At 39.8% G+C, this 24,217-nt stretch carries 28 protein-coding genes; 19 read left to right on the forward strand and 9 right to left on the reverse strand.

Going from position 1 to position 24,217, the window contains the following annotated elements:
* The first annotated feature begins 127 nt into the window (after positions 1 to 127).
* The 5 genes from ACE1CI_RS26480 to ACE1CI_RS26500 all read left to right on the forward strand — a co-directional run bounded on the left by ACE1CI_RS26480 (position 128) and on the right by ACE1CI_RS26500 (position 2,404).
* A complete protein-coding gene (locus ACE1CI_RS26480) occupies positions 128 to 622 on the forward strand; it encodes a DUF1036 domain-containing protein (RefSeq protein ID WP_413265795.1) in 495 nt (164 codons plus the stop codon).
* A gap of 113 nt (positions 623 to 735) precedes the next feature.
* The gene (locus tag ACE1CI_RS26485) at positions 736 to 1,221 is read left to right on the forward strand and encodes a hypothetical protein (RefSeq protein WP_496615834.1); all 486 of its coding nucleotides are present in this window, start codon (positions 736 to 738) and stop codon (positions 1,219 to 1,221) included.
* On the forward strand, positions 1,218 to 1,490 hold the full coding sequence (locus ACE1CI_RS26490) for a DUF2442 domain-containing protein (RefSeq protein ID WP_413265797.1): 273 nt from the start codon (positions 1,218 to 1,220) through the stop codon (positions 1,488 to 1,490). The genes ACE1CI_RS26485 and ACE1CI_RS26490 overlap by 4 nt, the downstream gene beginning before the upstream one ends.
* 333 nt (positions 1,491 to 1,823) lie before the next feature.
* On the forward strand, positions 1,824 to 2,159 hold the full coding sequence (locus ACE1CI_RS26495) for a DUF6883 domain-containing protein (protein ID WP_413265798.1): 336 nt from the start codon (positions 1,824 to 1,826) through the stop codon (positions 2,157 to 2,159).
* Between the two features lie 20 nt (positions 2,160 to 2,179).
* Positions 2,180 to 2,404: a DUF4926 domain-containing protein gene (locus ACE1CI_RS26500; RefSeq protein WP_413265799.1), complete on the forward strand. Its 225-nt coding sequence runs from the start codon at positions 2,180 to 2,182 to the stop codon at positions 2,402 to 2,404.
* Between the two features lie 232 nt (positions 2,405 to 2,636).
* Here the strand turns inward: ACE1CI_RS26500 and ACE1CI_RS26505 are convergent, their stop codons facing one another.
* The 3 genes from ACE1CI_RS26505 to ACE1CI_RS26515 all read right to left on the reverse strand — a co-directional run bounded on the left by ACE1CI_RS26505 (position 2,637) and on the right by ACE1CI_RS26515 (position 4,124).
* Entirely contained in the window at positions 2,637 to 2,870 is a 234-nt protein-coding gene (locus tag ACE1CI_RS26505) for a hypothetical protein (protein ID WP_496615836.1), read from the reverse strand.
* 105 nt (positions 2,871 to 2,975) lie between these two features.
* Positions 2,976 to 3,197 (reverse strand): hypothetical protein, encoded by a 222-nt coding sequence (locus ACE1CI_RS26510; RefSeq protein WP_496615837.1) that lies wholly within the window; start codon positions 3,195 to 3,197, stop codon positions 2,976 to 2,978.
* Between the two features lie 105 nt (positions 3,198 to 3,302).
* Positions 3,303 to 4,124: an Rpn family recombination-promoting nuclease/putative transposase gene (locus tag ACE1CI_RS26515; protein ID WP_413263263.1), complete on the reverse strand. Its 822-nt coding sequence runs from the start codon at positions 4,122 to 4,124 to the stop codon at positions 3,303 to 3,305.
* A gap of 307 nt (positions 4,125 to 4,431) precedes the next feature.
* On the opposite strand from ACE1CI_RS26515, the gene ACE1CI_RS26520 reads away from it, so the two are divergent.
* The 6 genes from ACE1CI_RS26520 to ACE1CI_RS26545 all read left to right on the forward strand — a co-directional run bounded on the left by ACE1CI_RS26520 (position 4,432) and on the right by ACE1CI_RS26545 (position 9,246).
* The gene (locus ACE1CI_RS26520; RefSeq protein ID WP_496615838.1) at positions 4,432 to 5,694 is read left to right on the forward strand and encodes an NACHT domain-containing protein; all 1,263 of its coding nucleotides are present in this window, start codon (positions 4,432 to 4,434) and stop codon (positions 5,692 to 5,694) included.
* Positions 5,695 to 6,179: 485 nt separating this feature from the next.
* Complete coding sequence (locus tag ACE1CI_RS26525; protein WP_413263261.1) at positions 6,180 to 6,506, forward strand: 2Fe-2S iron-sulfur cluster-binding protein; 327 nt, start codon at positions 6,180 to 6,182, stop codon at positions 6,504 to 6,506.
* A gap of 6 nt (positions 6,507 to 6,512) precedes the next feature.
* Entirely contained in the window at positions 6,513 to 6,704 is a 192-nt protein-coding gene (locus ACE1CI_RS26530) for a DUF8621 family protein (RefSeq protein ID WP_413263260.1), read from the forward strand.
* Positions 6,705 to 6,706: 2 nt separating this feature from the next.
* A complete protein-coding gene (locus ACE1CI_RS26535) occupies positions 6,707 to 7,876 on the forward strand; it encodes a DUF3326 domain-containing protein (RefSeq protein WP_413263259.1) in 1,170 nt (389 codons plus the stop codon).
* A gap of 9 nt (positions 7,877 to 7,885) precedes the next feature.
* Positions 7,886 to 8,488 (forward strand): CPBP family intramembrane glutamic endopeptidase, encoded by a 603-nt coding sequence (locus tag ACE1CI_RS26540; RefSeq protein WP_413263258.1) that lies wholly within the window; start codon positions 7,886 to 7,888, stop codon positions 8,486 to 8,488.
* A 563-nt stretch (positions 8,489 to 9,051) separates the two neighbouring features.
* Complete coding sequence (locus tag ACE1CI_RS26545; protein WP_413263257.1) at positions 9,052 to 9,246, forward strand: DUF2795 domain-containing protein; 195 nt, start codon at positions 9,052 to 9,054, stop codon at positions 9,244 to 9,246.
* A gap of 122 nt (positions 9,247 to 9,368) precedes the next feature.
* Here ACE1CI_RS26545 and ACE1CI_RS26550 read toward each other — a convergent pair whose 3' ends face one another.
* Positions 9,369 to 10,079 carry an ABC transporter ATP-binding protein gene (locus ACE1CI_RS26550; protein WP_413263256.1) on the reverse strand — a complete coding sequence of 237 codons (711 nt, stop codon included), beginning with the start codon at positions 10,077 to 10,079 and terminating at the stop codon, positions 9,369 to 9,371.
* A 93-nt stretch (positions 10,080 to 10,172) separates the two neighbouring features.
* Complete coding sequence (locus ACE1CI_RS26555) at positions 10,173 to 10,976, reverse strand: ABC transporter ATP-binding protein (RefSeq protein WP_413263255.1); 804 nt, start codon at positions 10,974 to 10,976, stop codon at positions 10,173 to 10,175.
* 138 nt (positions 10,977 to 11,114) lie between these two features.
* On the opposite strand from ACE1CI_RS26555, the gene ACE1CI_RS26560 reads away from it, so the two are divergent.
* Positions 11,115 to 11,507 (forward strand): sunset domain-containing protein, encoded by a 393-nt coding sequence (locus tag ACE1CI_RS26560; protein ID WP_496615839.1) that lies wholly within the window; start codon positions 11,115 to 11,117, stop codon positions 11,505 to 11,507.
* An 85-nt stretch (positions 11,508 to 11,592) separates the two neighbouring features.
* On the opposite strand, the gene ACE1CI_RS26565 is transcribed toward ACE1CI_RS26560, so the two are convergent.
* The 3 genes from ACE1CI_RS26565 to ACE1CI_RS26575 all read right to left on the reverse strand — a co-directional run bounded on the left by ACE1CI_RS26565 (position 11,593) and on the right by ACE1CI_RS26575 (position 14,735).
* Positions 11,593 to 12,516, reverse strand: coding sequence for a branched-chain amino acid ABC transporter permease (locus ACE1CI_RS26565; RefSeq protein WP_413263253.1), 924 nt, complete (start codon positions 12,514 to 12,516; stop codon positions 11,593 to 11,595).
* Positions 12,517 to 12,522: 6 nt separating this feature from the next.
* Positions 12,523 to 13,473, reverse strand: a complete 951-nt coding sequence (locus tag ACE1CI_RS26570) for a branched-chain amino acid ABC transporter permease (RefSeq protein WP_413263252.1) — start codon at positions 13,471 to 13,473, stop codon at positions 12,523 to 12,525.
* A 71-nt stretch (positions 13,474 to 13,544) separates the two neighbouring features.
* Positions 13,545 to 14,735 carry an ABC transporter substrate-binding protein gene (locus tag ACE1CI_RS26575; protein ID WP_413263251.1) on the reverse strand — a complete coding sequence of 397 codons (1,191 nt, stop codon included), beginning with the start codon at positions 14,733 to 14,735 and terminating at the stop codon, positions 13,545 to 13,547.
* A 583-nt stretch (positions 14,736 to 15,318) separates the two neighbouring features.
* On the opposite strand from ACE1CI_RS26575, the gene ACE1CI_RS26580 reads away from it, so the two are divergent.
* The 5 genes from ACE1CI_RS26580 (at position 15,319) to ACE1CI_RS26600 (ending at position 19,311) form a co-directional block, all read left to right on the forward strand.
* Entirely contained in the window at positions 15,319 to 16,938 is a 1,620-nt protein-coding gene (locus ACE1CI_RS26580) for an efflux RND transporter periplasmic adaptor subunit (protein ID WP_459564029.1), read from the forward strand.
* A gap of 31 nt (positions 16,939 to 16,969) precedes the next feature.
* A complete protein-coding gene (locus ACE1CI_RS26585; RefSeq protein WP_413263249.1) occupies positions 16,970 to 17,566 on the forward strand; it encodes a hypothetical protein in 597 nt (198 codons plus the stop codon).
* A 215-nt stretch (positions 17,567 to 17,781) separates the two neighbouring features.
* A complete protein-coding gene (locus ACE1CI_RS26590) occupies positions 17,782 to 18,237 on the forward strand; it encodes a DUF29 domain-containing protein (RefSeq protein ID WP_413263248.1) in 456 nt (151 codons plus the stop codon).
* 35 nt (positions 18,238 to 18,272) lie between these two features.
* Positions 18,273 to 18,842 carry a Uma2 family endonuclease gene (locus tag ACE1CI_RS26595; RefSeq protein ID WP_413263247.1) on the forward strand — a complete coding sequence of 190 codons (570 nt, stop codon included), beginning with the start codon at positions 18,273 to 18,275 and terminating at the stop codon, positions 18,840 to 18,842.
* A 10-nt stretch (positions 18,843 to 18,852) separates the two neighbouring features.
* On the forward strand, positions 18,853 to 19,311 hold the full coding sequence (locus ACE1CI_RS26600) for a DUF29 domain-containing protein (RefSeq protein ID WP_413263246.1): 459 nt from the start codon (positions 18,853 to 18,855) through the stop codon (positions 19,309 to 19,311).
* Positions 19,312 to 19,476: 165 nt separating this feature from the next.
* Here ACE1CI_RS26600 and ACE1CI_RS26605 read toward each other — a convergent pair whose 3' ends face one another.
* On the reverse strand, positions 19,477 to 20,304 hold the full coding sequence (locus tag ACE1CI_RS26605) for a DUF4351 domain-containing protein (protein ID WP_496615841.1): 828 nt from the start codon (positions 20,302 to 20,304) through the stop codon (positions 19,477 to 19,479).
* Between the two features lie 141 nt (positions 20,305 to 20,445).
* Here ACE1CI_RS26605 and ACE1CI_RS26610 point away from each other — a divergent pair, with 141 nt between their 5' ends.
* Both ACE1CI_RS26610 and ACE1CI_RS26615 read left to right on the forward strand, forming a co-directional pair.
* A complete protein-coding gene (locus ACE1CI_RS26610; protein ID WP_413263244.1) occupies positions 20,446 to 23,565 on the forward strand; it encodes an efflux RND transporter permease subunit in 3,120 nt (1,039 codons plus the stop codon).
* A gap of 147 nt (positions 23,566 to 23,712) precedes the next feature.
* Complete coding sequence (locus ACE1CI_RS26615; RefSeq protein ID WP_413263243.1) at positions 23,713 to 24,210, forward strand: hypothetical protein; 498 nt, start codon at positions 23,713 to 23,715, stop codon at positions 24,208 to 24,210.
* The last annotated feature ends 7 nt before the right edge of the window (positions 24,211 to 24,217 follow it).

Here is a 24,217-nt window from a genome sequence, read left to right on the forward strand (position 1 = left end):
ATACTACTATTTTGAGTGGGCAAAGCTAAAGTTGAGAAAATAAAATTAGGGAAGCAGGTGCGATCGTGCTTGCAAAAGTGCTGATAATCAACACTTTATTAGCTTATTACCATTTCATTTGATTTTTATGTTAAAAGCTCATCTTTCTGCTCCCGTGCTTTCTTTATTCGGTCGCTCTGATCGAGGATACTCTATTTCTATTGCTATTGCTTATTACGATAATGGACAATGGATTTCTGAAGGATGGACACATTTAAAGCCAAACTCTACTGAAGTACTTTTGAACCAGTCTCTTAAGGAGAGATATTACTATTATTATATAGAACAAAATATGGGAATGCTTGCTCTTGACACGGGAATTGGCTTTACTCGTGTTCATTATCATTTATCTCATCAATATTCAGTAGCTTCAAGTTGTTTTTGGTTGAGTGAGAGTAATTTTAAAAAGTCTAACGCTAAATACTCAAGTGGCGGATTTGAGCGTTTTTTTGATAATGTTTTTAACGGAGGTAAATGGGTTCATGGTTGGTATTTAGTTGATGTAGGAAATTCTTCTGACTATACAATACATTTTGAATTAGAAAGACATTCGTCAAGTCATTATCATTATCCCCATCATTGATATTAGAGTAACTGTTTAATTTCAGGTGTCTAGTTCGTTACCTTCAAATATTCTATTTGGTTGCGAAACAAAATAATCGATGCAAGTTCTAAACCAATTTAATGAGTTAAAAAATGTATTCTTATCTAAAAATAATTTCAATGATTGCCATAGCTATTGCAACTGTAGGAATATTGCCAAGTTGTAGTTCGCAGTCAGGTACATCTTCTAATACTTCCTCATATTATTCACCAGAGCCCTCTGTTTCTGAAAGGCCATCTACTTCTTCTCCAAGTGACCCAATTTTAATGGAGGCAGAAAAAATTACCGGGAAAGTACGGCAGTATGGTTATATTAATAATTTAACCGAGTGGAACAACTTCTCTCCGAGACAAATAGTTCAGTTAGCGGAGAATATTTGTAGCTCATATTCAGGACAAGATACCACCGATTTTGCAACTGCTGTTAGTAGAGCTTTAGGAGGACAAGACGATGCTAGATCTATGACAGAGGCTAGGTTTATAATTATCGCTTGTATGGAAATTCGCTGTAGGGGGAGATATTCTCAATTTCTAATAAAAGCGGGTACAGAGCTACAACAAGATAGTTTGCCCAGGTGATATATCATACATACGATATTCAAACTGATATCCGCGTAAACAATGTTCTAATCCATGAAGATTCTTTCAGTGTGGAATTAATGGACGGACGGATTATTACAGTTCCATTAGTTTGGTTTCCCCGACTTTTAAAAGCTACTTCCGAACAGTTACAAAAATGGGAAATTTGTGGCGGTGGTTATGGGATTCATTGGGAAGAAATAGATGAAGATATTAGTACCGAAGGATTATTACGTGGCGCTGCTGCACCTCGTAAACAAAGGCAATAGTTAGTATAAATTAGCAGTTAGATGTAGGGTAAGCAAAATCAGTCACTAGCCGCAACTAAATCTTGCGCCTGCGTTTTCTACCCGCCTGCGATTCAAATCGCAGGCTAATAGCGAAAGTCCGTTAAAACGGACTAATATTTTCTTCCAATCTACTTGTAGGGGCGGGGTTAGCAAAAATTTTTTGCTTCTTACAGATAACCTTACAACAAAACCCGCCCCTACTTCAGCTGTGGCGATCGGTGTAAGATATTATAAGTAAATTGAAACCAAACAATTATGATAAAAGTAATATTATTTATTTAATTTACTCAAAAACTATATAGGAGAAATAGCTTGAAATTACCCAATTATGAGCAAGCCATAGTTCCGCAGAAAAAAATTACACAATATTTACTGTCGCTAACTCATCCCGATGGCAAAAGTAAAGCCAAATTTTTTCTCAAGTTTGGGTTTACAGTTGATAACTGGGAAATTATGGCTACAGCTTTCATCAATCATGCTGCTGACCATGAATTAGCTAAAATAGAAGCATCTCCTTTCGGGACAAGGTACGTTGTTGAAGGTACACTCATCACCCCTGATGACAGAAACCCAGAAGTTCGTTCTGTTTGGTTCATCGCTACTGGAGATGAAATCCCCAGACTTGTTAGCGCCTACCCACTAGAATAAAATTCCTCAAATTAACTAAAATGATTACTGAATTAGACCGAGTTGCTTTAACCACTGATTTACCAGAATATAACTTAAAAACAGGCGATATTGGCACTGTCGTATTAGTACATCAGGAAGGTTTGGGATATGAAGTAGAATTTATGACACTCACAGGAAAAACGATTACAATTATTTCCTTATTTAGTTCTCAAGTGCGTGCGATCACAGACAGAGAAATTGCCCAAGCGCGAGTCCTTACATAATCATTCTAATATTTTTTCCAGTCCACTTGTAGGGGCGGGTTTAGCAAAAATTCTTTGCTTCTTACAGATAACCTTACAACAAAACCCGCCCCTACTTCAGCTATTAGCCTGAAAATTGATTTCCGGGCGACTGTAGCGACAAATCCAAAATCTTAGGTGTAGATGTAGGGTGCGTCAGACAATAAATTTATGATTTCAACCCTTCCCTAAAAACTCTGACGCACCCTACAAATCAATTCAAATTAGCAATAGCTTGTCGCACTTGCTCAATATCAAGTTGTAAAACATCGGCAATTTCTTCAACAGAAAAACCTTTTCCTAATAAGCGAGGAATTGTTTGTAATTTTCCTTTGATTTCCCCTCTTTCTTCCCCAATTTTTGCACCTTCTTCAATCAATTCTTGAGCAAATCGGGTTTTTCGCAAATCATCAACGCCAAACATAGCTTCTAACTCCTGACGACTCATTTCGGGTATCTTAGGCGATAACTCCAAGATGTTAGGTGTAAGGTGCGTCAAATAAGAAAATAATGATTTCAACCCTTCCCTAAAAACTCTGACGCACCCTACAAATCAATTCAAATTAGCAATAGCTTGTCGCACTTGCTCAATATCTAATTGTAAAACATCGGCAATTTCCTCAACAGAAAAACCTTTCCCTAATAAGCGAGGAATTGTTTGCAATTTTCCTTCAACAATTCCTTCAGTTTTGCTTTCTTCAATCAATTCTTGAGCAAATCGGGTGTTTCGCAAATCATCAACGCCAAACATAGCTTCTAACTCCTGATGACTCATTTGGGGTATCTTAGGCGATAACTCCAAGATGTTAGGTGTAAGGTGCGTCAAATAAGAAAATAATGATTTCAACCCTTCCCTAAAAACTCTGACGCACCCTACAAATCAATTCAAATTAGCAATAGCTTGTCGCACTTGCTCAATATCTAATTGTAAAACATCGGCAATTTCCTCAACAGAAAAACCTTTTCCTAATAAGCGAGGAATTGTTTGCAATTTACCTACAATGATTCCTTTTTCTTCCCCTCGTTCTTCCCCAATTTTTGCACCTTCTTCAATCAATTCTTGAGCAAATCGGGTGTTTCGCAAATCCTCAACGCCAAACATAGCTTCTAACTCCTGACGACTCATTTCGGGTAACTTCGCTAAAACAATAACTTCCAACAAATTTAACAATTGTAATCGATAAGGTTCATCGGCAAATTGTTGTTTGACTTGGGCAATTAACCGAGTTACTCTCTCTAAAAGTTGTTTCTTTGTCGCAACAACTAATTGAATGATTTGCACGCCTAAAGGAGTGGTTTCACTGACTTCTATTTCATTCAAATAGATGCGCCTAACCAGGGGAGAATCTAATAACGGTTGAACAGACTCTCTTTGTTTAGCTGTCGGTTCAATGCTACGACTCCTGAAAATAATCATAGCACGCCACTTTAAAGCTGGGTCGTTGTCTCTGAGATAGGTAAATATTTCGGAAAATAAACGCAGATAAATTTTCGGGTCTTTTTGAAATTGGACTTCGGTAAAATAAATCGGATTTTCGAGGTTTTCGGGTAAAAATACTCCATCGATTCTAAAAGCAGTTTGTTTCAATTCTACTGAATCAAAACGGTAATCGTTTACCAGTTCTGGTGATTCTCCCCACAACTCAAAGAAAGTTTGGGGTAACTCTTTGAAAATGCGATAAAAGATGTGATCTGTTTTCATATCATGTTCGGTTTATTACACATAATGTAGAGACGTTATATATAACATAATGTAGAGACGTTATATATAACGTCTCTACAAGGATTCTAGTTAACGCAACTTTAGTTTCTGGAGAAGTCTATTAGCTATTTATCCTGATCGGCGCTTTGGGTAATGGAGAAAAGTCTTACTTATCACTTGCATTATCAGTTAGGCATCGATCGGAGTAAATTAATTTTGACTAAGGTAGTAACATTTTGGTTAACTCATGGCAAAATATCCCTAAGTTTTACGTTTACCTTTTCCCAGTTATCCCCTGCTTACCGCAATGAAACATTCTAAGCAAAGCGTTCGCGATCGCAATAAGTTGCTAGAAACCGTCAACACCGAAATCCAAGCACGGCTGGAACAATCATTGCACAAAGCCATCCAGATTCACATTCTCAAAGAAGAAAAACCGCAACAAATACAGCGACTTTGGGATGTCGATGTCAAAATTGGCAAACGTCCAACTGTCAGATTATCGCCTCAAATCACCATTGCTCAAGTCTTTAGACAGAGTAGCGGCAAATTACTAATTTTGGGTAGCCAAGGTGCCGGAAAAACTACCTCTCTGTTAGAATTAGCACAAGATTTAGTAGAAATTGCTCAAGCTGATTTTGAACAGCCTGTTCCGGTTATTTTGAATTTTGGTTCATGGAAGAACAGTAAACAAACTATTGCTGATTGGTTAATTGCCGAAATAAAATCTAAATACAATATTTCTCTCAACTCCATTAAATTATTAGTTAACAATCAATTAATTTCGCCTTTATTAGACGGAGTAGATGAACTAGATTTAGGACAACAGGAGTTATGTCTTAGAGCAATTAATCAATGGCTAACTGCCGAAAATCGACCGAAAAATATTGCTGTTTGCACTAAGTTAGAAGATTACAAAAAATGCCGGACTAAGTTACGTTTGCATGGCGCTACTTTTTTACACCCTTTAGATGAACAGCAGATCCAAAAATATCTGGTTGCTTGTAGAAGTAAAGAACTGTGGGAAGTCCTCAAAGATGAACCAGAATTTTTTGAGTTAGCCAAAAATCCTCTATTATTAAATATAATGATTTTGGCTTATGAAGAGTTACTAATTCAAGCTTGGAAACGGCTGAATTCGGAGCAAGAAAGACGGGAATATTTGTTAAACGCATATATCCGGCGAATGTTAACTTGGAATCTGAAATCTCTTTACTATCGGGAAGGAAAGGAACCAAGACCAGAAACCGCTAGACCTTGGTTAGTTTATTTAGCTACAAAAATGAATGCTGCTAAAGAAACTGAAGTTTTGCCCGATAAATTAGACCAAACTTGGCTGCAAAGTTATGGTCAAAAGTCTTTATATCGACTAGGGATGATTTTAACTTTTGGCGGAATTTTGGGAATGAAAAAGTTTATTTTACGCAAAATTCTCAGCAAAAATAAAGCTATGCCCTGGAACTATTCCCAGTTTTACAACTATGCCAGCGAGCGTTTTTTATTGCAAAGAGTTGGTAATAAATATCGTTTTGTCCATGAAATCTTGCAAGAACACATTGCCAAAATGTGATACAGCAGTTTTCAGGTAATTAGGTAGAGAATTTCTGGTTTTAGGGAACAGGGAAGGGGGAACAGGACTTACGCACTGACGTTGTTATGCTGAGATCTTGCAGCTGCGTTTTAGCCCGCCTGGGACTCAAGTCCCAGGCTAATAGCTCAAGTCCATTAAAATGGACTGAAATCATAAAGAATTCTAAGTATTTAGTCCTCTTTAGAGGAGTTTAGCTATTAGCCTGGGACTTGAGTCCCAGGCGGATGGTGGGATGGTGCGTTACACGCTTAGTTAACGCACCCTACGGAATTAGGCTTTGCGTAAGTCCTGAGTGTTATGGTGCGTTACGTTATCTCGCTTCGCACCCTACAACTACAACTCGATCGCGAATCCCCAATCCCCAATCCCTAATCCCCAGTCCCTAGTCCCCAAAACCAGGGTAAAATGCTTGTTTGGGGTAAAACCTACCCTGTCAATAATAAAAAGATTGTCAAATTTATCCAATGACGAAAACTTACACAGTTGAAATTCAACACCAAGGCGAGACTTATACTCTGGAAGTACCGGAAGATAAACAGATTCTTCGCGCTGCTTATGCTGCGGGAATAGACTTGCCAAGCTCTTGCAATGCGGGAGTTTGTACTACTTGTGCAGGGCAGATTTTATCAGGGGAAGTGGAGCAGGGGGATGGAATGGGTGTTAGTCCCGAACTTCAGAAAAAAGGCTATGTTTTACTCTGTGTCGCTTATCCACGATCGGATTTAAAGATTGTGACTGAGAAAGAAGACGAAGTTTATGACTTACAATTTGGACAGCCACAGAAGAAATAGAAAGTAATGACTACGCACTTTATCACTGCCGAAATCGATCTCCAAGAATCTCCGGCTAAACTGCATCAAGAAATTGTTGCAGAGTTAGAAAAACGTGGGGAACCTCTACGTTGGGCAATTACTAATGTAGATGTTAAGGAAGAGAAAGCGACTGTCGAAGCGATCGTCACCACAACCACCGAATCAGAGAAAGTCTAACATTGTTTCAGCGTCCTTATACTGTTGTATTGCTTGTCCCTACCGGAATTGGGGCGGCAATAGGTGGCTATGCGGGGGATGCTTTACCAGTGGCGAGGGCGATCGCTTCTTGTTGCGATCGCCTCATCACCCATCCCAACGTCCTCAACGGAGCCATGTTATATTGGCCTTTGCCTAATGCTTTCTACGTCGAAGGCTACGCTTTAGATCGGTTCGCTGCCGGAAATTGGGGACTGAGCCCCGTACATCAAAACCGAGTTGGGTTAATTCTCGATCGCGCCATAGAACCAGAACTCCAACTCAGACAACTACAAGCCGCTGATGCTGCTAGGGCTACTTTAGGATTAAATCTTACAGAATATATAGTTACCGATGCACCTTTAGGTGTGGAACTGCGAATTTCTGGATCGGGGATATCATGGGGGACGATCGCTAACCCTGATAGTTTATTAAGGGCAGCAGAAAAATTGATTAGTCAAGCAGGGGCACAAGCGATCGCAGTTGTCGCCCGTTTCCCCGAAGATATCGCAACTGAAGCCCAAGACAACTACCGCCAAGGCAAAGGTGTAGATCCGATCGCAGGTGCCGAAGCCGTTATCAGCCATTTAATAGTGAGAACATTTCAAATACCCTGCGCCCACGCCCCCGCCCTCAACTCCTACCCCCCCGATCCGCAACTTTCCCCCCGTTCCGCCGCCGAAGAACTAGGCTACACCTTCCTACCTTGCGTCTTAGTCGGCTTAAGTCGCGCCCCGCAGTTTGTAAGCAGAGGGGCAGAGGGGCAGAGGGGCAGAGGGGCAGGGGAGCAGAGAGTGAAAATTCCCCTTGTCCCCTTGTCCCCTTGTCCCCTTGTCCCCTTGTCCCCCAGTCCCCAGTCCCCAGTCCCCAGTCCCCAGTCCCCCACAGACATTTGGGCAAACGAAGTAGATGCAGTAGTCATACCCGCTACGGCTTGTGGGGGTAGTGCTATACTTAGTTTCAGCCAATTGGGGGTGCAAATCATTGCTGTTGCAGAAAACCAAACCCAGATTCAAGTCCCTCCAGAACCGCTGGGCATGAAAGTATTGCGAGTAAACTCATACTTAGAGGCTCTGGGCGTTTTAGTCGCTCATAAAGCAGGTATTAGTCCATCTGCTCTTAGCCCAGCCATCTCGTCCATTCGTAGTGTTTAAAAAAACTGTGTGAAAGATCCATTACCGAACGAACCGGAAATTGAACCCTTGACTCGCTCCCAACTACTAGTAGCTATGGGAGTAACAGCTGTAATCTTACTAGTAGTTGCTAAACTATGGCTGCAACTAGGTTCTGTTTCCCTTTTATCCATCAAACTAACAGGGTTAGACGCACTATTAGGCTTAGGTGTAGGCTGCTTAATTAGTGGCGCAAGTTCTTTAGTTTATCGCCTATGGCCTGCTTATCGCAAAAGTGCTGATTTATATTTGAATTTGGTGCTAAAACCCTTATTATGGCCTGATTTAATTTGGCTGGGATTATTGCCCGGTTTAAGTGAAGAGTTGTTGTTTCGCGGCGTAATGTTGCCTGCTTTGGGTTTAGATACTTCCGGGTTAGTAGTTTCTAGCCTCTGCTTTGGCATTCTCCATTTAAGTGGCTGGGAACAGTGGCCTTACGCAATTTGGGCAACAGTGGTAGGGTTACTTTTAGGCTTCTGCGCCCTCTCCACAGGTAATTTGTTGGTGCCGATCGTCGCTCACATTTTCACTAACTTACTTTCCAGTCTTCTGTGGAAGCTAGACAAAGGGGGAACCTCGAATTCTCTTAATTGAGTAATATTGAAAGCTGAAACTGGGGTGTAGGGAATGACACCTCACCCCGGTTGCTCAAATCTGTGGTTTATTGGGATTTAGGAACACTTATTAGAGGTAAAGACAATCGAGTTTTTACTCTAGTAGCTTTCTTTTTTTCAGGTGCTTTTTTTTGGGCGTGTAAATAGACAATAAAAAACGCCCGAAACTTGGGGGCGTCAATCATCAGGGTGCATCTACAATTATTAGTTTAACTCACTGAGGGGTGAAACCCCTCACCCCCCTCGAAATTTTACAAAACTTAATATTTCCCTTGCCTCTGCAAGGGACAAGGGAGCAGAAGGGCTCCAGGGGCAAGTAGGGGCAATTCATGAATTGCCCCTACTTGCCTAGTTCCCAGTCCCTAGTCCCAACTCCAAAACTCAAAGCTCAAAACCCAAAACTGCCTATAGCCTTTTTGTATTCCTTTGGACAGACAAATTCTATGTAGGGGTGTATCGCCAGTATGATGAGTCAATGGGATCGCAGAGGTAGTCTAAAGAAGCAAGTTTGAAAGCTTTTTTAATACCTTGAGGAGAATCATAATGGCTAAAGTAAACCCTGTGCAAATACAAAAAGATTTGAAAGGAATTAATTACCCTGTAAGCAAGGAAAATTTAGTTAAGCACGCTCAGAAAAATGGTGCTGATGAAAAGGTTTGTGCGACTTTAGAAAAGTTACCCGATCGCGAATATGAAACTCCGACCGAGGTGAGCAAAGCGATCGGACAAATACAATAATAAATCTGTAATTTACGACAGTTAATTCGCTGTATTATATTCTCTTTATAGTAGGTGTCAGGAGTGGGAATTTAGAGATGTTAGGTTCTATTTTCTAACCTCTGATTCCTACTATAAAAGTGTTAGCCTAAGTAAGCTTTTTTCACTTGTTCATTTTTAAGTAAGTCAGCAGCTTTTCCTGATAAGGTAATACAACCAGCTTCTAAAACATATCCGCGATCGGCATTTTCCAAAGCTAAGTTAGCATTTTGTTCAACTAACAGGATAGTGACTCCTGTAGAACGCAGATTTTGGATAATTGTAAAAATTTCTCGGACAATTGCGGGTGCAAGTCCTAAGCTAGGTTCATCTAATAATAGTAGCTTGGGACGGCTCATTAGGGCGCGTGCGATCGCTAACATTTGTTGTTCTCCACCGCTAAGAGTTCCTGCTAATTGCTGGCGGCGTTCTGCTAAACGCGGAAAGATTTCAAATTGATGCTTAATGTCTGCTTTAATTTCTGCTTTATTGGAACGAATATATGCACCCAATTCTAAGTTACCTAACACAGTTTGTCTAGCTAAAATTCGCCGTCCTTCAGGAGAATGGGCGATCCCAAGTTGTACTATTTCATGAGGTTGGCGGCGGTTAATGTTGCGTCCTTCATAAATAATTTCGCCATTTTTAATATTAATTAACCGAGAAATTGCCCTTAATGTTGTGCTTTTTCCTGCGCCATTCGCACCAATTAAAGTGACAACTTCGCCAGTATTGACAACTAAATTTACATCTTTTAAAGCTTGAATTCCGCCATAGTTAACCGAAAGATTGTTGATTTCTAAAAGTCTTGACATAATTAATTTAATCCTGTTAATTAAATGTAATCTGCCCCAGATCCCCCAGATCCCCGACTTCTTCAAGAAGTCGGGGATCTCGACGATCTAGATTTACTCATCTCCTAAATATGCTTCAATTACAGCAGGGTCATTTCTGACTAAAGTTGGTTCACCTAAAGCAATTAATTGACCGAAATGTAAGACAGCAATTCTGTCACATAAACCCATGACTAAAGGTACATGATGTTCAATTAAAATGATAGTTAGGTTGAAGCGATCGCGAATTTGCCGAATAAATTCACTCAGTTGATGTTTTTCATTAGGATTCATCCCAGCAGCGGGTTCATCTAATAGTAATATTTGTGGTTCTAAGGCTAAGGCGCGGGCAATTTCTAAGCGACGTTGATCGCCGTAGGGGAAGTTTTTGGCTTTTTCGGTGGTGCGATCGATCAAACCCATCATTTCTAACAATTCTAAAGCTTTTTGTTTCGTTTCCTTCTCTTGCTGATTAGCCACAGGTAAAGCCAACATTCCCGCAACTAACGCAGGTACAGGATGACTATTTCTACTATGAATATGTCGCCCAATCATCACATTTTCTAGCGCCGAAAGTTCACCAAACAAGCGAATATTTTGGAAAGTGCGAGAAATACCTTTACTGGCAACTTGGTAGGGACGAAGTTGGGAAATTTCCTCACCTTGATAAATCAATTGTCCGCTAGAAGGCGGTAACAAGCAGGTAATCAAATTAAACAAAGTCGTTTTTCCCGCACCATTCGGACCGATTAAACCAAATATCTCATGTTTTTGCACAGAAAAGGAAACATTATTTACCGCTACTAAACCACCAAAGCGACGAGTTAAACCTTTGGCTTCTAGAATTGGCTTGTCTTTCGCTAAATCTTGTTGGCTCATAACTAGTAAGTATACCTTAAGACTGATGCAGTCTAACACTAAATGCTTGTGTAAAAATATTGCTAATTAACACGACTTTGAGTAACTCTGCTGTAGTATTATTTGTTAAATAAAATTTTCAAACCTGGAGGAATAAAAATGAAATTTCCATGCAATCATAAAAAACTGACAGCATCTTTGGTATTATTAGGAGTTTTAGCACTTACAGCCTGTGGAAAAGGAAATCAACCAGCTGCTGAAACTTCTCCTGCTGCTGAAACACCTGCTACAACAAATACTCCTGCCGAAACTCCTGCCGCAACTCCTGCCGCAACTCCTGCCGCAAACACAACTGCTACTACCGCAGGGGTTCCACCAAAAGGAAATGACTGTCCTAGTGATGCACCAATTAAAGGGGTAGATACTAAAAAACGGGGCAAAATTTACCATGCTACTACCTATCCAGATTACAAACAGGTGAAACCTACTATCTGTTTTAAAGATGTTGCTTCAGCGGAAAAAGCTGGTTATAAATTGCCACAAGCAAAATAGGTACGTAGTTGCGCTTCAGCGCGAACGAAAGGCGCTGAAGCGCAACTACATACCTTAACTAATGACCTATTAAAAATATAGTTAACTATGCTTTTAATTTAAGCTTCTTCAATAAATCGGGAGTCACTAAACCTTGAGGGAAAAAGATTGTTCCCAAAACGATTAACACACCGAAAACAATTAAACGACCATCTCTTAATAATTGAGCCAACCAAAGGGGTAAGCCCGGAGTATCTGCAACAGCCCTTAAAATCTCTGGTAAAGCAGTAAATACCATTCCTCCTAATACAGGACCGACAAAAGTTCTACTACCACCAATTAACACCGAAGTTAGATAGATGATACTAGCATCAAAAGTACCTTGTCTGGCATTCCAAGTATTCAAAAAATGAGCGCTAACTGCCCCTGCAACCCCAGCTAAAATTGCCCCTAAAGTAAAAGCTAAAACCTTGTAATTAGTGGGGTTAATTCCCATTGCACCTGCGGCTAACTCATCTTCTCGAATTGCTACAAATGCCCGACCAACTCGGATAATTTCTAATCGATATAATAAAAACATACTAATTAAAAGTAAAGGCAAAGCCACCCATAAATACTCAATAGGAGAAGCAAAAGGTTGAGGAATTCCAAAAATTCCCACTGCGCCACCTGTAATTTCTAAATTTAGGGATAAAACCCGCAATACTTCTACAAAAGCGATCGTTGCTAATGCCAAATATATTCCCTTAAGTCGCAATGCCGGAATTCCTACTAAAATGCCTAATATGCCAGAAACTATGGCAGCAATTAGCATTTCCAATAACAACAAAGGAAGAGGAAATAAACCGTCGTTTTTGGGAAAAACTTGCGTCGATAAAATAGCGGCAATATATCCACCTAGCGCATAAAAACCGGGACTAGCTAAAGATAATTGCCCAGTCATTAATGGTAAATAAAGCGATAGTCCTAGTAATGCGCCTAGTACCATCGAAACAATTAAAGGGCCATAAGTGTTCAGAAATTCAGCCATTATTAATTAAACCTTTTGAATTAAACGTCGCCCTAATAAACCTTGGGGTCTAACTAGCAGCATAATAAATAATATGCCAAAAGCTACCGCATCTCTATAAGCGGAATATTGCCCAGGAACAAATGCTTCTATTACCCCAATTAATAGACCTCCTAAAACTGCACCGGGAATGCTACCTAACCCCCCTAAAACAATTACTGCTAAACCTTTTAAACCGAAAGCAATGCCAAAATATGGGCCTGCGATACTCACACTAGAACCGACTAAAGTTCCGGCTACTCCAGCGAGGAAACTGCTAATAAAAAATGTTATAACGATAAAGCGATCGGTATTAATTCCCAACAAACTAGAAGTAGTAGGATCTTCTGCGACAGCCCGCATTGCTTTACCATATTTTGTGTAATTAATAAAGTAAGTAAGGATGGCTAAAACTAGTACAGAAACCAGAAAAATTACTATTTGTACCGTGCGAATAGGAATGGGATTTTCCCCAGTACCAAAGTTAATAGATGCAGGTAAATTACCAAAAGTATTTCCTGGGAAAGTGTAGTTTTCTGCACCTACTAAATACTGAATTAAATTGACGATTACTAAGGCTACACCTAAGCTAGAAACTACGGTTAAAAGTGGATCTGCACCTCTACGGCGTAATGGACGAAAGGCAATTCTTTCGATCGCAACTCCCACCAAACCTGCAATGATACTACCTAAAATTAATGCCACAGGAAAAGGTAATTTAATTGGTAATGCAGCATTAGCTAACAAACCATTAAAACCAAAAGCTTCTCCCATCAAAGCATAAGTTAAGTATGCACCAAGGGTAAAAATTGCCCCGTGAGCAAAATTAATGATGCCTAAGATAGAGAAAATTAAAGTGTATCCCAAGGCAAAAATTGCGTAGATACTACCAATGGATAAACCGTTGAGAAATTGTTGAATAAACAGAGTTAAGTTCATATTTTTAGTTTGTTATTTGTCATTTGTCATTGGTCATTGGTTAAATTTACTCAATCACCAATGACAGATAACTATTTTTTCACCTGGGCGAACTTGCCATTACTACCATTAGCATCAACTTGCAATTGTGCTACATAAAAATCTTTCTGAATTACATCACCAACAGGCGTAAAGGCAATTTCACCCAAGGGAGTATCGTACTTGCGAGTCAGTAATTCCTTGTTCAACTCAGAACGCAATTTTTCCAAGGGCATTTTGGCAATATCGCTTCTTTTATCTACCGCTTGGAGGGCTTCTACAAAAACTTGCACAGCCGCAAAAGCTTGGGCGCTAAATTGGGGTGGTTCTTTCTTATATTGTTGCAGATAAGCAGCACGAAAAGCTTGATTAATTGCATTGGAATGTTGGGGACTATAAGCTTGGGCGACTAATACACCGTTGCAACTTGCTTTACATACGGCGAAAATATTAGAAGTATTGAAACCATTTCCGCCAATAATAATGCCTTTGTAACCCAATTCTCGCAATTGTCGCACTAAATTTCCACCATCGGCAGCTAAACCGGAAATAACAATTAAATCTGGTTTTAAGTTAATGGCGTTAGTTGCTTGGGCTTGAAAGTCAGTATCAGTCGTTAAGAACTTTTGAATAGTGACAATATCTAGCCCTTTTTCCTTGAGAGTTTTTTGAAAAATTTCGGTTTCAGACTTGTTAAACGCATCATTTTGTGCGTAGAAAACTGCCACTTTTTTGATATTAGGATTTAGCTTTAAAGCTGCGTTAATGGAATTGGGGGCGACAATAGAAACAGGAGCAGAAACACGAGCAACATAATCACCAATTTCAGGAATACCTTTAGCCGTATTAGAAGCCCCAATTACTGGCACTTTTGCCCGTTCAGCAATAGGGTCAGAGCTAAAGGCTTGTTGGGATAAAGTTGGGCCAACAATTCCCACAACTTTATTTTGATTAATTAGAATTTGAAAAGCGTTAATTGCTCCTGTTTCATCGCCGCCTGTGTCTTGTACTATTAATTTAATAGGAGTACCATCAACGCCGCCTTTGTCGTTAAAATATTTTTCAGCAATTTTGGCACCTTGAATGCCTTCTTGTCCTAATAAGGCGACGTTACTTGTTTGGGCTAAAGCGACTCCAATGGGAATGCCTTGAGAAAGCGAACTTGTTTGTGTGTTTGAGTTAGTTTGTGTGCAGGCTGACAGGAATAAAGCCAAGCCAGCAAACAAGGCTGTAGTTTTTTTCATAGTTGACAACTATCTCTGGGTGGATATGTATTATATGATTTCAGATTTCAAATTATATAATCAGGAAAGCCCAAATTATCTAAAAAATGTCAAGAAAAAATACGTAAGCGTATTTTATAACACAAATAAGCCCTGTCACTCAGAAGATTAAGGCGATCGACTTTATCTAAAACGCTGTTAGCAGTATAATAATCAATAAACTTCTCAACTTATACGAAAAGTAAAAATTAAACAGTTCAAATATCAAATAGTTGAAAGTAATGTGGTTTCTGAACTTATTTGCTTTCCTATTTGACCATACCTGAAAGTAACTTAAGTTTTTATCATAGGTACAATATGTTACCAAATATAATTAACCGATCGCCGCGATCGGGTTAATATTAATAGATATATATATCCAGTATGCTTATGGTGCGTTACGCTTATATCCAGTATGCTTATGGTGCGTTACGCTGTCGCTAACGCACCCTACAAGTAGAGGTTAATTTTGTCGTTTTGCGATCGCCTATTTCATCTTGGTTTCATTTTTATGTGAAAAACTTAAAGTTCAGTTGCTCCCTTGTAGTCAAGAACATTTCCTATGATGCGCCGAGCTAACCGTTCCCAACTTTATGCACCGCTTTTGAGTCTGCTGATACTAACTACCCCTACTGTTGTTTTAGCTCATGCTGGACATGGTGGACATGAATTTGAAACTGGAAATGAAACTGCGCCATCTTCTGAGGCGATTCAAGTTGATGCAGAAACGGCAAAACGGTTGTCGATTAAAGTAGAACCAGTGAAACGCCAACTGTTAGCTGTTAGCATTAAAACTACTGGGCAAATTGAAACTTTGCCTAGTAAAAAAGTTGAGGTAACTACGCCGATTTCTGGCGCAAAAGTTGTTGAGTTATTGGTTGAACCGGGTGCGTTTGTAAAAGCTGGTCAACCTGTTGCAGTTTTAGCTGCACCTGATTTGGTGGAACTGCGGGTTAATTCTCAGGAAAAACAAGTTGAGGCGCAAGGGGATTTGCAAAAAGCGCAAGCGGATTTAAAACTGGCGCAAGAAAATTTAGTACAACAACGTCAAATCGCTGCGGCTGAGATTCAACAAGCTAGCACTGAAGTTAGGGTGGCGAAGGAAAAGTTTCAGCGTGATAAAGATTTGGCGACTGCGGGGGCGATTCCGCGACGCACAATGTTGGAGTCGGAGGCGCATTTGCGAGAAGGGGAGGCGCAACTGGTGAAAGCGATGAGTCGTCAGGAGGTTTTGGCGGCAGAGGCGGAACTGAAACGATCGCAAACTGCGGTTGAGGTGGCTAAGTCGCGCTTGGGGTTGAGTGAAACTGCTTATCAGACAAGGTTGCAACAACTGGGAACTCGCGCTAATGAGAAAGGTTTGGTGGTGGTGACGGCGCGGATTTCTGGTGTGGTGGTTGATAGGGAAGCTACGCTGGGTCAAGCTTTTGAGGATGCGGGTGGTAAACTGATGACGATCGCAGATGATAGCCAAGTTTTTGCCACTGCAAATATTTATGAAAAAGATTTAGATAAAGTTAAATTAGGTCAACGGGCAATGGCAAGATTCGCCAGTTTACCTAATCGCACTTTTAACGGCAGAATAACAGTTATTGGCTCGGTAGTGGAAGGGGAAACGCGAGTTTTGCCTGTGAAAATTGAACTAGAAAATCCGAGCAAAGAGTTAAAACCGGGAATGTTTGCAGAGTTAGAAGTATTCACAAACCAAACAGCGAATCCTGTGACAGCTATTCCTAGTTCAGCAATCGTTGATGCTAATGGAAAAAAACTGGTTTATGTGCAGAATGGTGATGCTTTTCAAGGAGTAGAAGTTACTTTGGGTGAAACTTCAGGGGATTTGGTGGAGGTAAAAACTGGTTTATTTGAAGGAGATTTGTTAGTTACTCAGCGTGCGCCGCAACTTTATGCTCAATCTTTGCGCGGTGGTAATTTGAAAGCTAAAAGTCAAAAGGAAGAAGTTAAAAGTAAAGATGAAGTTTCTGCGAGTAAGAATTTAGAATTTAATATCCAAAATGTTGCGCCTTTTTGGTGGATGATTCCGGGGGTTGGTGCGATCGCATTTGCTGCTTTTTGGTTAGGTAGAAGAACCAAACCTCAGTTAACATCACCATCTCATACAATAGTTTATAGTAGTAATAATGAGAAAGGTAAATTATCTGTGTTGGGGAAGGGGGAGGGCGATTGATCTTTATGATATATGAAGTGGAGGTAATCAGATGCCTTATAGCCAGTTTACCTTAGAGACAGTCGAACAAGCTTTTGGTTTAAGTATCATAGAAAAGCTTGATCTGTTTAGCAATATACCAGAAGCACCTATTAGCGATTTCTTAAAGCAATCTCTTGAATACAACACACCTCTAGCGCTAGAGATTGCTACAGAGAAAGCAAGGTCAGAAATGATTATCACACCTATTTTAATTGAACTTAAACAACAATTTAATTCTACAATTAGCTTGTTTTCAGGAAGAGAGTTTAATATTGATATTCAACAGGGATTAATCGGTTATTGTGATTTTATTATTAGTAAATCCCCATCGCAATTGCTGATTAAATCGCCTGTAGCTGTGATTGTCGAAGCCAAAAATGATAATATTCAATCAGGTTTGGGTCAATGTATTGCAGAGATGGTAGCAGCGCAAATATATAATCAACGTCAGAATGAAAATAATGAAAGCATTTATGGTTCTGTAACCACTGGAACTAACTGGAAATTTATGAAATTATTTGATAAAGTAGTTGAAATCGAGCCGAATGAATATTTTTTGAGTAATATAGGTAAAATTATGGGAATACTAAGAAGTTTTATGGAGTAAGAATACTAATTGCAAAGTTACAAATATTTGTAGAATTTGTTGATTTTTTGTTCCCCCTGAATTAAGAGAAAGATTACGATCGCCAAATCTAAGGCAATAGTTTATAGTAGTAATAATAAGAAAGGTGAATTGGGTGTTTTGGTTCAGGGGGAGAGCGATCGATCTGTATGATAGAGAAGATAGGAGCGAACACCAAATACTAGAGAGGTTAATAAATGATGCAAACTGAAACTAAAGTATCTCTCTACGAACAGGATTTTGCTTTATGGATCGAGGATGTGGCAGCAAAATTAAAAGCACGAGATTTTGGTAATCTTGATGTTGATAATTTGCTGGAGGAAATCGAAGCTTTGGGAAAATCGCAGAAGCGGGAACTTAAAAGCCGTTTACAAACTTTATTGGCACATATTTTGAAACGGATATATGTTGATAGTCCATTAGATTTTAACGGTTGGGAGCGAACAATTCGAGAACAACGCAAAGAATTAAGGCTTTTATTTGAACAATCTCCTAGTTTAAGAAACTACTATATAGAAGTTTTTGCTGGAGTTTGGGAAGCAGCATTATCAGAAGTTCAGCAGGAATACAAGAAAACTGACTTTCCTGAGCAATGGCAATTTAGTAGCGATGCTGATGTAGTTTTAATTCAAGAATTTTGGGAAGAAGTATGAGCAAATAAAATCCCCTTAAATTAATAGGAAAAATTATGATCGCTAATCCTCAAGACTATCAAAAAATGACGGCTGAAGAATACCTAAAATGGGAATCTCAGCAGGAATTTCGGCATGAATATGTTGATGGGGAAATTTTGGCGATGACAGGGGGTACTATTCCTCATAACGACATTGCTCTCAGTTTTTATAGGGCTTTGTATCCCCATCTGCGTCAAAGAGGATGCCGAGTTAATGTATCGGATGTGAAAGTTCAGGCAAATCAAAATAGTCGTTATTTCTATCCTGATTTAGTTGTCACTTGCGATCCAGAAGATTTGAAATCCCGTGACTTTGTTCAACACCCTAAAGTTATTATTGAGGTACTTTCTCCTAGTACAGCAAATTACGATCGCACGAAAAAACTGAGATATTATCGCCAGATTCCAAGCTTGCAAGAATATATCTTAGTTGACTCAGAAGAAATAGCTGTTGAGATTTATCAGCGAGGGGAAGGTAAAATGTGGCTTTACTATGCCTACACCAACGGGGATACGATCGCATTAGAAAGCATTGAGTTTGAGTGTGCGATCGAGCTTTTGTATGAAGGGATTGTATTTGATTAGGAGTAAGATTATGACCAAAATAATTCCTAAAACTGATACTCTTTACGATCGAGATTTTGTGGCTTGGTGTGAAGATACTGTGGCTAAACTTAGAAGACGGCAGTTTGATAATCTAGATGTTGATAATTTAATTGAGGAGATCGAAAGTTTGGGTAAAAGCGATCGACGAGAATTAAAAAATCGCTTAACAGTACTGTTGGCTCATATTCTCAAGCGAATGTATGTCAATAGTCCTGAAAATTTTAATGGTTGGGAATTAACAATTCTCGAACAACGGCGACAAATTAAGAATTTATTGCAAGATTCTCCTAGTTTAAAACCCTATCTAGCACAAATATTTTCAGGAGTATATGAAGATGCTCTAGAGGAAGTTGAACTTGAGTATAAACAAACCAATTTTCCTGAAAGTTGGATATTTGATATTGAAACTGATGTACTTTTATCTAAAAAATATTGGGAGGAGCAATAGATTTCATCTTAATTTTATTTCTCAATGTCATTCTAAATTGTTAGATCGCGATCGCACTGTTCAATTTGAGCCTTTAACCTTTCAGGAATATAGGTAGACACAAAAATTAGGGTAGAGGTACATGATTGGCGATCGGATCGGTGGTGGATGATATTTATATCATCATTAATTACTAAGTTCTTGCTGTTCCAACCAAGTCATTAAATCAGCGACTTGAGAAAAATCCAAAAGTGCTATTCCCAAATCTTCCAACTGTTCGATCGATAAAGCTTGAACTCGCTCAATTGTTGCTGGGTTAATTTCACCTAATTGGCGATCGAGTAAGCGCATTATAAATGAAAGTGCCTCTTGTCGTCTTCCTTGTTGCAAGATGTCTTGATAGATTACAGACTCGCGCATAATGTCCTCCCGAAAAAATTGGCGAATTAAATCTTTTTCAAACCGCAATCCAGCTAAAATTTCAGCACAACCAGCAATATTTTGTCGCTGCTGCCTATCAGAAATTCTAGCTACTTGTTCGGCTATTTGTGTCAACAATCCTTGAGGAGAGTTGGTTTGCGTTAAAGTAGCTAGGGGCAATAAACCTCGATTAGCGAGAAATGGGGCTGGATCTTGTTCCCAAAGGCGAACAACTCGATAGCGATGGGATGTAGTTCGGTCTTGATATTCTTCAGTAAAGACTATCTCATTGGTAGTGGTTTGCAAAAAGATTACTACCTGTTCTACATCACAGCGATATTGCCGCTTCAACCTCACTGAGTAGTCTAGCATTCGGAAGGGAATGGGTGGATTAGATCCAGGTAAAGTTTGAAATTCTAAGTGTAAAATTTGGTTAGCTGTTTGCAGGAAGGTAACTGCATCGGCGCGAATCGGTTCTAGAGTTAATTCAGTTTTAAGTACCTGAATGTTTTGGGACTGAATCGCAAGCAACCAACTAACAAACTCGTTAGGATATTGTTCAGCTAAATATTTACAAGCGTTGTCGTAATTCAATTTTGCCTTTTCCTTTCACTCGTTCACAATTTGCACTTTACCTGAATTTTCCCTTTTGGCGATCGCATTTCATCCTGATTTCATTGGGCTGTGTGAATGATTAAAAAAGGAATTCTCCGTACTGACACCATTACCTGATAAATGTTCAGCACAATTCTCAGATGGGTAATCGATCGCAGATGGCTAGTCGTTATCGCCACCGTTATCATTACTCTGTGGACGATTTACGTCATTCCCCAAATGCAGCTGGATGTCTTCCCGCCCTTTGCACCTCCCCAAGTGGAAATTCAGACGGAAGCACCCGGACTCGCACCCGAAGAAATCGAATCTTTAGTGACATTACCCATTGAGAGTGCAATTAACGGAACGCCGGGGGTAACAGCAGTGCGATCGTCCTCCGCTGTAGGGCTTTCGGTTGTTAAAGTTATTTTTGACTGGGGAACCGACATTTATCAAGCTCGGCAATTGGTGACAGAACGATTGCAGCAAGCGATGAGCAAACTGCCAAAAGCAGTGGAAACACCGCAACTTTCGCCAACTACCTCTCCTGTCGGCACCATTCTTACTTATGCTTTTACTTCCGAAACTACACCTTTAATGGAAGTACGGCGCATCGTTGATTGGCAAGTAACAAATCGCCTTTTAGCTGTTCCCGGTGTCGCGCAAGTAGTAGCTTATGGTGGCGATGTGCGGCAATATCAAGTATTAGTTGATCCTGCAAAGTTGAAGGCTTTTGATGTGTCGTTGCAGGATGTCACTAAAGCAGTACAAGCGGCTAATACTAACGCTCCCGGTGGTTATTTAATCACACCTGATAAAGAAACTTTAATCAGAGGAGTTGGGCGAATTGAAGCTTTGGAAGATTTGAAGTATTCTGCCATTACTTCGCGTCAAGGAACGCCCGTCAGAATTGCTGATGTGGCAGATGTGCAAATTGGTGCGGCTATTAAGCGAGGTGATGGTAGTTTAAATGGTCAAAAAGCTGTTGTTGTGTTGGTAAATAGACAGCCTAATGCTGATACTCCCACTGTGACGAGGGCGGTAGAAGCGGCAATGAAAGAAGTGCAACAATCTCTTCCCAAAGATATTAAAGTTACTGTCACATTTCGTCAGGAAGAATATATTAAATCTTCGGTGGAAAATGTGCGATCGGCATTAGTTGAAGGCAGCATTATTGTTGCTGTAATCCTGATTCCATTTTTGATGAATTGGCGAACTCTAACTGTAGTTTTGCTAGATTTTTTTCTAACTTGGCTATTTGGATTGTTATTCATGTATTGGATGGGATTGGGGTTAAATACGATGACTTTGGGCGGGTTGTCAGTAGCAATTGGTACAGCTATTGATGATGCGATCGTTTATGCCGAAAACACCTACCGCAACTTGAGAGAAAATAAACTATCTCTTAATCCCCGTCCCATAATGGATGTGATTTTTGATGGCAGTAATGAAGTCCGAGACTCTTTAATTGGTGCTACGGTAATTGGCATTGTCGTCTTCTCCCCAATTTTTACATTGCCCGGTGTAGAAGGTCGAATTTTTACACCAATGGGAATAACTTATCTGGTAGTTGTGGTAATTTCTAGCCTGGAATCTTTGCTAATTTCTCCAGCATTGTGCGCCATCATTTTACCTAGCAAAAAAATGAGAGCAAGAGAACCTTGGTTGCCGAGATTTTCCAAGCGAGTTTATAGTTTCTTTTTAAATTTTTCGATGCGTCATTCGGGCATCATTTTAGGTTTGGCTAGTGCGGCAATGGTGGCAGCATTAATTATTTTGCCTTCATTTGGGCGATCGTTCTTACCTGAGTTTCAAGAACAAACATTAGTTAATACCATACTTCTCTATCCCGGCGTTTCTCTTGAGGCGACAAATAGTGCGGCATTTGCGATCGAAGATGCGCTCAAAAATGACCCGAATTTTGATTATGTTCAGGTACGTTCTGGACGTGCGCCTGGAGACAGCGATGCAGCAGGAGTCAATTCAGCACACATCGATATGGGTATTAGTGAAGCGGGAATGAAAAACCGGACAAAAACTTTAGAATTGCTGCGAGAAGAATTTGCCAAATTACCCGGAGTAGTACCCAATATCGGTGGGTTTATTTCGCACAGGATGGATGAGGTTTTATCGGGTGTGAGGAGTCAAATTGCGGTGAAAATATTCGGTTCTGATTTAGAGCAACTGCGTCAAATTGGTGCCAAAATTGAGGAGCAAATGAAAACAGTTGAAGGAATTGTAGATTTGCAACTTGAGCCGCAAGTACCCATTCAACAAATACAAGTAAAGTTCGATCGCCAAGCTGCTGGCAGATACGGTTTAAATGTGGGAGAATTATCAGAAATTATTGAAACTTCTTTGAATGGGCAAGTAGTTTCCCAAGTTTTAGAAGGGCAACAAACCTTTGATTTAGTTGTTTGGCTGAAGCCGGAAGCTCGAAATAATTTGGAAACAATTCAAAACTTGTTAGTTGATACTCCGACAGGTAATAAAATTCCTCTAGCTCAAGTCGCTAGAGTTCAATATGGAACTGGCCCAAATACAATTAACCGCGAAAATGTTTCTCGATTGATTGTCGTTTCTGCGAATGCTAAAGGGAGGGATTTGCGATCGGTTGTCAATGAAATTCAAGCCAAAGTTAAGCAAAATGTTCAAGTGCCTTTTGGTTACTTTATTCAGTATGGAGGTCAATTTGAAGCAGAACAACGAGCTTCACAAAATATTTTGGTGTTTAGTGCGATCGCATTTATTATCATTACCGTCTTGATGTACCTTTCGGTTAAATCTATTGCTTCAACAGCGATGATTATGATTAATTTGCCGATCGGATTGGTAGGAGGAATCGTTTCTGTAGCTTTAACTGGAAGCGTGATTTCTGTAGCTTCTTTAGTTGGCTTTGTGACATTATTTGGCGTAGCTACCCGCAATGGTTTGTTATTAGTAGATAACTACAATACCAAGTTTGCCGAAGGAATGTCTGCTAAAGATGCCATAGTTAAAGGTTCAATGGAACGGCTTAATGCCATTTTAATGACCGCTTTAACTTCAGCTTTGGGCTTAGTACCTTTAGTAGTAGAAGGAGGGCCAGGTAAAGAAATTTTACAACCGCTTTCAATTGTCGTTTTGGGTGGATTGTTTACTTCAACAGCGTTAACTTTATTAGTTCTCCCAGCACTTTACTCCCAGTTTGGTAAATTATTAATTCCGAAACAAAATCAGCAAGAGGATAAAGCGATCGTCAGGGATGAAATTAAGGTCTGATGAAATAGCTTATCTCTTTCTCTTTCCTTCGCGTCCTTTGCGTCCTTTGCGGTTTCAAAATTTTTTAAACCGCAAAGAACGCAAAGAGCGCAAAGAAGAAGAAGAGAGTATTAAAGGTTCAATTGTGTTATTTTAGGAGCAAAAATCATGAAATCTGTTAAATCTTTGTTAATAGTTATAGGCAGCCTAAGTTTGATTTTGTTAGGAGCTTGTAGTAATAATAACCAAGCTACAAGCCCAAAGAGTAGTCCAACAAGTGCGAGTTCACCTGAATCAACTGCACAACAAACTAATGCAACCAAAACAGAGTCTTCTGGTCATGCAGCAACACCTTTAAAAGGTGGTCAAGTTGTCGAGTCTGGCCCTTATCATTTAGAGTTTGTCCCAGAGAAGGAAAATAAGGGTGTTCATCTGGATTTTTATTTACAAAAAGGTGACAATCACGAAACTATTCCTAATGCTAAAGTAGTGGCTCAAGTTCAATTGCCTGATGGAGCCCAAAAAACTCTTCCTCTCACTTATGATGCTGAAGGAAAACACTATGCAGCTGTACTTTCTGAAACAGCATCTGGACAGTATAATTTGAAAATTACTGCGGATATTGACGGAAAAAAGGTAGACGGACGGTTTAGTTTTAATCGGTAAATTCTGA

The organism is Floridaenema flaviceps BLCC-F50 (assembly GCF_041929275.2).
GTDB lineage: Bacteria > Cyanobacteriota > Cyanobacteriia > Cyanobacteriales > Aerosakkonemataceae > Floridanema > Floridanema flaviceps.